Below are 9,856 nucleotides of genomic sequence, written 5' to 3'. Positions count from 1 at the left end.
CCTCGGCGCGGCCGTTGGAGCGCCAGATGGCGCGCGGAAATTTGCCCGCGATGCGCTCGAGGTCGGCGAAGACACGATAGCGACGCTCCGCGTGGAGCTGGTCGATCGCATCTTCGAAGAACCGCTGGTAGTTCATGTCGGCTTCCCAATTTTGCGCGGGATCATAATCATTGGCCTATTGGTCGTCCACCGGGCCATTTTGGTCAAAATGCCACGCCCCGCACATGTTCCTAACGATGGCGGATCGTGGCCTATTCCCATTCCACGACACGCACTGTGGATCACTTTTGTTTCAGCACGATGCCACATTTGGTGAACGCCGGTTACCAAGGGTTCTAATGGCCATGCGGCAGGCTTTCCAGTAAGGCGGTGTTTGAGACAGTTTCCGATAAATCTTGAGATGCGAGGATGCGGATGACGGTTTTGGTGACAGGCGGTGCCGGCTATATCGGCAGCCACATGGTCTGGGAATTGCTGGATGCGGGCGAAAGCGTGGTCGTGCTCGACCGCCTTTCCACCGGCTTCGAATGGGCGGTGGCGCCGGAGGCAAAGCTGGTCGTCGGCGATGTCGCCGACAAGGAATTGGTCGGTTCGATCATCAGGGACAATCATGTCGACGCGATCATCCATTTCGCCGGTTCCATCGTGGTCCCCGAATCGGTCGCCGACCCGCTCGCCTACTACGAGAACAACACCTCGAAGACCCGCACGCTGATCGAAACCGCGGTGCGCGAGGGCGTGCCGCATTTCATCTTTTCCTCGACCGCCGCCGTCTATGGCGGCGCCGGGCTGGAGCCGGTGCGCGAGGATGCCCGCCTGGCGCCGGAATCGCCCTATGGCCTGTCCAAGCTGATGAGCGAATGGATGTTGCGCGATGCCGGCCTCGCGCACGACATCCGCTACACCGCGCTGCGCTATTTCAACGTCGCCGGCGCCGACCCCAAGGGCCGCACCGGCCAGTCGACGCCGGGCGCCACGCATCTGATCAAGGTCGCCTGCGAGACCGCGCTCGGCAAGCGGCCTTTCATGCAGGTGTTCGGCACCGATTACCCGACGCCCGACGGCACCTGCATGCGTGACTATATCCATGTCAGCGACCTGGCAGCCGCGCATCGCCTGGCGCTGCAGCGGCTGCGCGCCGGGGGACAGAGCCTCATCGCCAATTGCGGCTACAGCCATGGCTATTCGGTGCTCGAGGTCATTGAGAGCGTGCGCCGTGCCTTTGGCCACGATTTCGAGGTGAAGATGGGCGACCGGCGTCCCGGCGACGCCGCGGCGGTGGTCGCCAATTCGGACCTTGCCCGGGCGGAACTCGGTTGGACGCCGCAACGCGACGATCTCGACCAGATCGTTGCCGACGCACTCGCCTGGGAGCGCATCCTGACCAGCAAGAACTCCGCCCGCGGCTGAGCCAAGCCCCGAGGGCTCGCAAGGCGCGCGGCGACGCGCTATGGAAGCAGTCGCGACGCGGCGTCGAGGCGCCGCGCCGCCGAGAGCTTTTGGGGGATGGCATGAAGATAACGGTGCTCGGCGCCGGCGTTGTCGGTACGGCAGCAGCCTATTACCTGGCCGCCGACGGCCACGAGGTCACCGTGATCGAGCGCCATGCGGCGCCCGCGCGGGGCACCAGCCAATCCAATGCCGGCCTGGTTTCGCCAGGCGACGCCACCGCTTGGGCCTCGCCGGCGGCGCTGAAGACGTTTCTGCGCGGGCTCTACAATCATGATCTCGGCATCAAGGTGCGGCTGCGCTTCGATCCCTATTTCCTCGCCTGGAGCCTGCGTTTCCTGCGCCAATGCACGGTGGCCCGCCTGCGCGCCAACAGCCAGGTCAAGCTGCGCCTCGCGCTCTATTCGCGCGACTGCATCAACGCCATCTCGGCCGACACCGGCATCCACTATGACGAGCGCAAGAAAGGCATCCTCTATTTCTTCCGCTCGCAGCACAGCCTCGACACCGGCACCGACAATTACCGCTATCTGGCCGAGCACGGCCTGCCGATCGAGATCGTCGGCCGCGACCGGCTGGTCGAGCTCGAGCCGGGCCTTGCCGGCGTAAAGGAAAAGATCGCCGGCGGCGTCTATTCGCCGATCGACCAGACCGGCGATTCCCGGAAGTTCGTGGAAAAGCTCGCCGCTCATGCCGCCGAAAAGCTCGGCGTGAAATTCCTCTACGGCACGACGGTCGAGGGTCTCGACATGGAGGGCGACCGGGTGCGGGCGGTGATGACCTCGGCCGGACCGGTGACCGGTGACGCCGTCGTCATCTCGATGGGGCCGGAAAGCGGTCTGCTTGGCCGCCGCTACGGCATCGACCTGCCGGTCTATCCGGTGAAGGGCTATACCGCGACCATTCCGCTGGAAGACGAGAGCAAGGGGCCGACCATGGGCGGCGCCGACGAGGACCAGCTGATGGCCTATTCGAGGCTCGGCAACCGGTTGCGGCTGGCTTCGACCGCTGAATTCACCGGCTTCGACCGCTCCCACAAACCCAGCGACTTTGCCACCATGTTCAGGACCGCAAAGGACCTCTTTCCCGGCGCTTTCGACGAGAAGAAGGCGGAGCTCTGGGCGGGCCTCAGGCCGATGATGCCGGGCTCCGTGCCGGTCATTGGCCAGGCACGCTATCAAAACCTCTATCTCGACACCGGCCACGGCCATGTCGGCTGGACCATGGCCTGCGGCTCCGGAAAATTCCTGGCCGACCTCGTTGCCGGCCGTAAGCCCGAGATCGACCCGCAGGGGCTTGTGTACGGGGGATAGGATGTCGGGACCGCAAGTCGCCATCGACCTTGGCCGTATCGAGCGCAACGCCCGCACCATTGTCGACCGCTGCGCCCTGTCCGGCATCAAGGTGTTCGGTGTCACCAAGGGCATGTGCGGCATGCCGCAAGTGGCGCGTGCCATGCTGCGCGGCGGCGTCGCCGGCATTGCCGAATCGCGTTTCGAAAACATCCGCCGGCTGCGCGACAGCGGCATCAACGCGCCGATCATGCTGCTGCGCAGTCCACCCATGGCGCGCATCGAGGAGGTGGTGCGCACCGTCGACATCAGCCTGCAGTCGGAACTCGCCACCATCCGCGAGATCTCGCGCATCGCCGAGCGCATGGGCCGCGTCCACGACATCATGCTGATGATCGATCTCGGCGACCTCCGCGAAGGCATCTGGCCGAGCGACCTGATCCCCACCGTCGAGCGGATCCTCGAGTTCAAGGGCGTGCGCGTCGCCGGCATCGGCACCAATCTCGGCTGTTTCGGCGCCATCATGCCGACGTCGGAGAATCTCGGCCAACTCGTCGCCCACGCCTACAAGACCGAGCGCCTGTCGGGCAAAAGCCTCGACTGGATCTCCGGCGGCGCCTCGTCGTCGCTGACACTGCTGCTCGAAGGCAAACTGCCCGCCGGCATCAACAATCTCCGGGTCGGCGAGGCGATCCTGCAAGGCGGCGTCGAAACCTTCCGCGATGTGCCATGGGCCGAACTCGAGCCCGACGCCTGCCGCCTGACCAGCGACATCATCGAGGTCAAGCTGAAGCCGTCGCGGCCGATCGGCGAGTCCGGCTACGACGCTTTCGGCAACCAGCCGGTCTTTCCCGACGAGGGTGACAGGCTGCGCGCCATCGCCAATATCGGCCGCGAGGATGTGCTGGTCGAAGGGCTGACGCCGATCGCCAAGGGGATTCGCGTTCTCGGCGCCTCCAGCGACCATCTGCTGCTCGACGTGCAGGACGCCGACCCGCCGCCCGCCGTCGGCGACCGCGTCGCCTTCCGCATGAGCTATGGCGCCATGCTGCTGGCGATGACGTCGGAATATGTCGAAAAGGCCCCGATGCATGACGTCGCCGACTTTTCCGGCCGCAAGATGGTGTCGATCTCGGCCGAACAGGAAGCCGCCGGCGTTCTTGCCCGCGAGGGGACCGGCGCGCGGCTGGAGGCGATGAATTTCGACGTCGTGGAACTCACCGATGTCGAGCGGCCGCCCTCCGGGTTGATCCGGCTGAGTGCCGGCGCCGATCGCCGCATCGCCCACAAGGCGCTGACGGCGACGGCGCGCGCGACGCACTCCTTCGGCCTGATCTGGATCGATTCCATCGCCGCGCTGATGCCGGAAGACGAAGAGGGCATCGACCTGCCGGAAGGTTCTGTGCTGGCCCGGACCCTCGGCCTCGATCACAAGGCCGGCGCGCTGCAGCCGCAGCTGTCGCCGGAAAATGTCGTCATCGTCGGCCTGCGCCATGCCGACCCGGCCGAGGCGCGGGTGCTGAAGGATTCGCGAGTGTCGGCCTTCACCATGACCGATATCGACGCCATGGGCATGCGCGACCTGATGCATGAGGCGATCCGCATCGCCACGTCGGGCACGCAAGGCTTTCATCTCAGCTATTCGCCGACAGCGACTGAATTCGCCGGCTGGGCGGCTGGCTCCGGCGGGCTAACGGTGCGAGAGACGCATCAGGCGATGGAGGCGATCGCGCTCTCCGGCGGCCTGCTGTCGATGGATATTTCGGGCCTGACCAAGCATATGGAGCCCAGGATCGGCGCCGACACCGTGAACTTCGTCATGTCGGCCTTCGGCAAGCGGATCCTGTGATCAGCCCCGTGCTTCGACCGCCGCGCGCCACGCCCTGACATAGGCTGCCCAGGCCGCGTCGGTCGGCGGTTCCAGTCGCGCGCCCTTGCCATGCGCCGTGACCTGATCGGACGCCAGCAGTGCCGCGCCGATGCTGGTTCCCGTGGCCGCTTCAGAGGCGACGACGGCGCGGCCTGTGCTTGCGGCCAGCATGCCGACAAACAGGCGATTACGGGCAAACGGTCCTTCGATGGTAGTCGGGCCATCGGCGCCGATCAGGTCGAGGCAGGTCGCCGTCATCAGTGCCAGGTAGAACGAGATGGAGGCAAAGCGCTGGCCATTGTTCATGCCGTCGGCATTGAGCCATGTCGCGGCCTGATCTGGGAACGGCCCTGATCCCTGTTGCGTCGACGGCAGCAGCAATGTCTTTCGCGCGAGCACGGCCCGCACATCAGCGTCGCTCCATGTCTCCGGCCGGCCTTCCGTCAGAACGGAAAATTCGCGGCCGCCCATGAAACGGGCCGAGGGGATGGGGTCGCCCAGCGCGTTGACATTGACCAAAGTATCGCGCGCCGGATCGAGATCGACCGTCCTGCCGCCCACCGCCATCGACACCACCCAGGTGCCGGTCGAGACGACCGAAAAGGGTGGCACGTCGGACAGGAGATGCGGCAGCAGCGAGGCGTTGGAATCGTGCAGGCCGCAGAACACGGGGGTTTGCGCATCAAGGCCGGTGCGCGCGGCAAGCGCTGGCAGGATCGGACCAAGGCGATCCCTGGCCGGCCGCACCGGTGCCATCAGGCCGCGCCAATCCAACCGATCGACCAGCGACGAAAAGTCGGCATGCCATGGATTCCACAGATCGGTGTGGCAACCAAGCGAGGTCACTTCGTTGGTGGCGACGCCGGTCAGGCGCAGCGCCCAGTATTGCGGGTACATCAGAATCGCGGCCGCATGCGCGAACGCGGTCGGAAAGCACTTCTGCTGCCAAAAGAGTTGCGCGCCGAGATTGAGGCCGATTGGCAGGCGCGGCGTCCCGGTCTCGACGAAGAGCGGTCGAACAGCGTCATAGTCCGCCGCCAGCCTGTCGGGGCCGTCGAACTCATAGTCCAGCACCGGCAGAACCAGTTCGCCCGAAGCGTCGACCAGCGCACCCGTCGCGCCATGCGTGGTGATCGATATGGCGTCGATGCGCCGTTCGCGGTTGAGGCCGGCAAGGCTGTCGAGGATGAATGTCCACAGCGCCTCGACATCGTGATGTGGGTAGGGCGCCTGCCGCAGCGGCGCATTTGCCATGCGGCGCAGCGCCACCTCGCTCAATGTCGCGAGGTCGACAAGCGCCACCTTGGCGTTGGTCTTGCCGATGTCGATGACGGCGATGTGGCGAAGCGCGCTCATGCCATATGGAACATAGTTTCCAGCGGCACGGCCACCGGCTCATTGTCCGGCTTCGTTTCCATGATGTCGGCCATGTGAGCCCACCAGCGCTGCATCACCGGGTGCTTCGGCAATTCGGCCATGCCATGATCGTCCCGCCGCCACAACACGCCGAACAGGATGTTGGTCTCTTCGTCGAGATGGATCGAGTAGTCGGACACGCCGGCCTGCTTCAAGAGCGCGACCAGCGACGGCCAGATCACGTCATGGCGTCTCCTGTACTCGGCCTTCATGCCCGGTTTGAGCTTCATCTTGAACGCGTATTTCTCAGGCATCAGCTGCTACCACGCAGTCGCCGCCAGACAATCGGCAGGGCGATGACGATGATCAGCAGCACGCCGATGAAGATCGACATGACGATGCCGGGCACGTTGAGCAGGCCGAGCCCGAAGGTCACCAGCCCCATGATGAAGGCGGCGAGTACGACGCCGACAATGCTACCGGCCCCCCCCAGAATGCTGACGCCGCCGAGCACCACCATGGTGATGACTTCCAGCTCATAGCCTTGCGCGATCGACGGCCTCGTCGAGCCGAGCCGTGAGGTGATCAGTACCGAGGCGATGCCTGACATCAGTCCGGTCAGGCAGAACAGGATGAATTTGATGCGGCCGACGCGCACGCCGGAAAACTGCGCCGCGACCGGATTGTTGCCGATGGCAAAGACGCGGCGGCCGAAACTCGTACGATGCAGCAGGAACCAGTAGACGACGGCGGCGATGAGGAAGAGCACCAACTCGAACGAGACCACCCACCAGACATAGCCCTGGCCGAAGAAGGCGAAGCTTTCGGGATAGCCCTTATAGGCCTGGTCGCCGAGGATGATGAAGGCGATGCCGCGGAACAGGCTCATCGTGCCGATGGTGACGACGATGGACGGCAAGCCGAGCCTTGTCACCAACAGCCCGTTGAAGGCGCCGCAGCCGAGGCCTACGACGATGCCGATCAACACCAGCACCGGCGTGCCCGCACCCGCCTGCACCGCCATGCCCATCATGGTGGATGCCAGTGCGATGATGGCGGCCACCGACAGGTCGATCTCGCCCGAAATGATCAGCAATGCCATTGCAAAGGCGATCAGGCCCTTCTCGGTGAAGTTGAAGGTGAGATCGGACAGCGAATACGGATCGAGGAAATAGGGTGAGGCAAAACTGTTGATGGCGAAGATGGCGACGGCCACCACGATCAACAGCGCCTCCCAGGAAAAGATCGCCGAGCGAAACGGCTTGTCGAGCCGGTCGGGAATATGCCGCGGGGCAGGGATGTCGGTCATGCCACCTCCGCCTTTCTCAGGATGATGCGGCCTTGCTGGCGTTCACCGCGCGCGTTAAGCACAACAGCCAGGATGATGGCGCTGCCCGAAATCGCCATCTGCCAGAAGGGCGAGATGTTGATGACCGGCAGCGCGTTGGAGATGATGCCGAGGAACAGCGCGCCAAGCACCGCGCCGCCGACCGAGCCGATGCCGCCGGCGATCGAGATGCCGCCGATGACGCAGGCGGCGATGATGTTGAGTTCATAACCGTTGGCGACCTCGACCGAGGCGATGACGTAGCGCGAGATCCAGAGGTAGCCGGCAAGCCCGCCGATCATGCCGGAGATGCAGAAGACGATGAATTTCGTGCGGCCGACATCGATGCCGGTATAGACCGACGCCGTCGGGTTGACGCCGATGGCATAGATCGAGCGGCCGAGCGCGGTGCGTGTCATCAGCACGAAGAACAGCGCGATGACCAGGATGGCGATCCAGGACAGCACCGGAATGCCGAGGAAGGCCGCGCGCTGGAAACCGATGAAATCCGGGCTCATCTTGTCGGCATTGACCCAGGCGCCGCCGGACAGGACGAAGGTGACGCCGCGATAGATGGTGAGTGTGCCCAAAGTCACCACGATCGAGGGGATGTTCAGCAGCCACACCAGAAGGCCGTTGATGGCGCCGAGCACCAGCCCGACCGCCAGCGCGATGACGATCAGTGCCGGGATCGGGATCGCCGGGTGCGCGGCGTTCAGCATCGCCACCACCATGCCGGTGAAGCAGAGGTTGGAGGCCATCGACAGGTCGATCGACCGGGTCAGGATGACCACCATCTGGCCGAGCGCCAGGATCATCAGGATCGAGGTGTCGTTGAACACCTGGCGCAGATTGCCGGGGTCGGCAAAGGCCGGGAAGCGTGTCGAAATCAGCCCGATCAAAACGATGATGGCCGCAGCCAGCCAGATCTCGCGGTATTTGAGAAAGGCTTTCATGCCGCGATCCCCGCTGCCGTCCGCACCAGCGTCTCGGCGTCCAGCCCCTTATTGTCATAGACCGCCGCGACAAGGCCCTCGCGCATGACGACGACACGGTCCGACATGCCGAGAATTTCAGGCAGTTCCGACGACACCATGATCACCGACAGGCCCTGCGCCACCAACTCGGCCATGAAGCCGTGCACGGCGGCCTTGGAGCCGATATCGATGCCCTTGGTCGGCTCGTCCAGGATGATCACCTTGGGCGCGGTCGCCAGCCATTTGGCGATGACGATCTTCTGCTGGTTGCCGCCCGACAGCGTGCCGACATCCTGGCTGAGCGACGAGGCCCTGAGGTCAAGCCGCTCGGTGTAGGAGCGGGCGAGCGAAAACTCTTCCGCCAGCCGCAGCAGGCCTGACTTGGAGGTACGCTTGAGCGAGGGCAGCGAGACGTTCTGGAAGATCGGCAGGCCGATCACCACGCCCTGCTTGCCGCGTTCCTCCGGCACATAGACGATGCCGGCCTCGATCGAATCCGCCGCCGTTTTCGGCGCTATCGCCTTGCCTTCCAGCGTGATCGTGCCGCCTGATGTGCGCGTGATGCCTGAGATAGCCTGCATGACCTCGCTGCGCCCGGCACCGACAAGGCCGTAGAAGCCGAGGATTTCGCCCTTGTGCAGCTCGAAGCCGATATTGTTGAACTCGGTCGGGTGCGACAGGCCGGAGACGGAGAGGACCGGCGCACCGATCTCGGCCTTGCGCTGCGGGAAGATGTGGTCGACCGAGCGGCCGACCATCATGCGCACGATCTGGCTCTGGCCAGCATCCTTGATCAGGCCTTCGCCAACCATCTCGCCGTCGCGGAACACCGTGTAGCGGTCGGCGATGCGGTAAATCTCGTCGAACTTGTGGCTGATGAACAGGATCGCCTTGCCTTCCTCCTTGAGGAATTCGATGAGCAGGAACAGCTCCTCGATCTCCTTCATCGAAAGGGCTGCTGTCGGCTCGTCCATGATGACGATCTGCGCGTCGATCGACATGGCGCGCGCCACCGCGACGAGATGCTTGTTGGCGATGCCGAGATCTTTCAGACGCGCATCGGCGTCGATATGGCCGGCATGCATGGTGTCGAGCACTTCGCGGGCATTTCTGCGCATCGTGCGCCAGTCGATGGTGCCTAGCCGTGTGCGCGGCGCGTGGCCGAGAAAGATGTTTTCGGCGACGCTCAGATCGTCGAACAGCACGGTTTCCTGATGGATGGCGGTGACGCCATGGCCGAAGGCGGCATGCGCGCTGGGCAAGGTGACGGCCTGGCCGTCGATGCTGATCGTGCCCGAATCCGGCTGGTATATGCCGGTCATGATCTTGACCAGCGTCGACTTGCCGGCGCCGTTCTCGCCGATCAGTGCCGTCACCTGGCCGGGGTAGAGCGACAGACTGACATTGTGCAGCGCGCGCACGCCGGGAAAGCTTTTCGAGATGCCGGACAGCGACAGGCTTGGCGCGGAGGCCGCTGGCCCCTCCTTCACCGTGCCGTGCTGGGCTGTCGTGTCCATGGTCGTATCAAGCCCTGAAAGTAGGTCCGTTAAAAATCGCGGCGGGATGTGAGCCCCGCCGCGACGGC

8 protein-coding genes and 1 pseudogene are annotated in these 9,856 nt (G+C 64.5%); 3 read left to right on the top strand and 6 right to left on the bottom strand.

The genetic code is table 11. The features are described 5' to 3' along the window. Positions 1 to 136: pseudogene (locus tag D3242_RS27515) on the bottom strand (5-aminolevulinate synthase); the annotation flags it as partial. A 278-nt stretch (positions 137 to 414) separates the two neighbouring features. Here D3242_RS27515 and galE point away from each other — a divergent pair. The 3 genes from galE to D3242_RS27500 all read left to right on the top strand — a co-directional run bounded on the left by galE (position 415) and on the right by D3242_RS27500 (position 4,590). Next, entirely contained in the window at positions 415 to 1,410 is a 996-nt protein-coding gene (gene galE / locus D3242_RS27510) for a UDP-glucose 4-epimerase GalE (RefSeq protein ID WP_064982387.1), read from the top strand. 101 nt (positions 1,411 to 1,511) lie between these two features. Continuing rightward, positions 1,512 to 2,762, top strand: a complete 1,251-nt coding sequence (locus D3242_RS27505; protein WP_064982385.1) for a D-amino acid dehydrogenase — start codon at positions 1,512 to 1,514, stop codon at positions 2,760 to 2,762. Between the two features lies 1 nt (position 2,763). Continuing rightward, positions 2,764 to 4,590 carry an alanine racemase gene (locus tag D3242_RS27500; RefSeq protein WP_064982383.1) on the top strand — a complete coding sequence of 609 codons (1,827 nt, stop codon included), beginning with the start codon at positions 2,764 to 2,766 and terminating at the stop codon, positions 4,588 to 4,590. Here the strand turns inward: D3242_RS27500 and D3242_RS27495 are convergent, their stop codons facing one another. Genes D3242_RS27495 through D3242_RS27475 form a run of 5 tightly spaced genes read right to left on the bottom strand, consistent with a single transcriptional unit; the run spans position 4,591 to position 9,788 of the window. Continuing rightward, complete coding sequence (locus D3242_RS27495) at positions 4,591 to 5,967, bottom strand: FGGY-family carbohydrate kinase (protein ID WP_064982381.1); 1,377 nt, start codon at positions 5,965 to 5,967, stop codon at positions 4,591 to 4,593. It abuts the gene before it with no gap. Beyond that, positions 5,964 to 6,281, bottom strand: a complete 318-nt coding sequence (gene rhaM / locus D3242_RS27490) for an L-rhamnose mutarotase (protein ID WP_064982379.1) — start codon at positions 6,279 to 6,281, stop codon at positions 5,964 to 5,966. Before rhaM ends, D3242_RS27495 begins: the two co-directional genes overlap by 4 nt. Then, positions 6,281 to 7,276, bottom strand: coding sequence for an ABC transporter permease (locus D3242_RS27485; RefSeq protein ID WP_064982378.1), 996 nt, complete (start codon positions 7,274 to 7,276; stop codon positions 6,281 to 6,283). Before D3242_RS27485 ends, rhaM begins: the two co-directional genes overlap by 1 nt. After that, a complete protein-coding gene (locus D3242_RS27480) occupies positions 7,273 to 8,250 on the bottom strand; it encodes an ABC transporter permease (protein WP_064982377.1) in 978 nt (325 codons plus the stop codon). The genes D3242_RS27485 and D3242_RS27480 overlap by 4 nt, the downstream gene beginning before the upstream one ends. Next, positions 8,247 to 9,788, bottom strand: coding sequence for a sugar ABC transporter ATP-binding protein (locus D3242_RS27475; RefSeq protein ID WP_064982376.1), 1,542 nt, complete (start codon positions 9,786 to 9,788; stop codon positions 8,247 to 8,249). The genes D3242_RS27480 and D3242_RS27475 overlap by 4 nt, the downstream gene beginning before the upstream one ends. Between the last annotated feature and the right edge of the window lie 68 nt (positions 9,789 to 9,856).

Origin of the sequence: Mesorhizobium jarvisii, assembly GCF_003601985.1 — a bacterium.
Taxonomy (GTDB): domain Bacteria; phylum Pseudomonadota; class Alphaproteobacteria; order Rhizobiales; family Rhizobiaceae; genus Mesorhizobium; species Mesorhizobium jarvisii.
Note: the sequence above shows the minus strand (reverse complement) of the source record. Positions and strands in the feature narration are given on the sequence as shown.

What these genes read in the sequence shown, in the direction of transcription:
- D3242_RS27505 (WP_064982385.1), top strand. Translation starts at nt 1,512, where the DNA reads ATGAAGATAACGGTGCTCGGCGCCGGCGTTGTCGGTACGGCAGCAGCC.
- galE (WP_064982387.1), top strand. Translation starts at nt 415, where the DNA reads ATGACGGTTTTGGTGACAGGCGGTGCCGGCTATATCGGCAGCCACATG.
- rhaM (WP_064982379.1), bottom strand. Translation starts at nt 6,281, where the DNA reads ATGCCTGAGAAATACGCGTTCAAGATGAAGCTCAAACCGGGCATGAAG.
- D3242_RS27495 (WP_064982381.1), bottom strand. Translation starts at nt 5,967, where the DNA reads ATGAGCGCGCTTCGCCACATCGCCGTCATCGACATCGGCAAGACCAAC.
- D3242_RS27500 (WP_064982383.1), top strand. Translation starts at nt 2,764, where the DNA reads ATGTCGGGACCGCAAGTCGCCATCGACCTTGGCCGTATCGAGCGCAAC.
- D3242_RS27485 (WP_064982378.1), bottom strand. Translation starts at nt 7,276, where the DNA reads ATGACCGACATCCCTGCCCCGCGGCATATTCCCGACCGGCTCGACAAG.
- D3242_RS27475 (WP_064982376.1), bottom strand. Translation starts at nt 9,788, where the DNA reads ATGGACACGACAGCCCAGCACGGCACGGTGAAGGAGGGGCCAGCGGCC.
- D3242_RS27480 (WP_064982377.1), bottom strand. Translation starts at nt 8,250, where the DNA reads ATGAAAGCCTTTCTCAAATACCGCGAGATCTGGCTGGCTGCGGCCATC.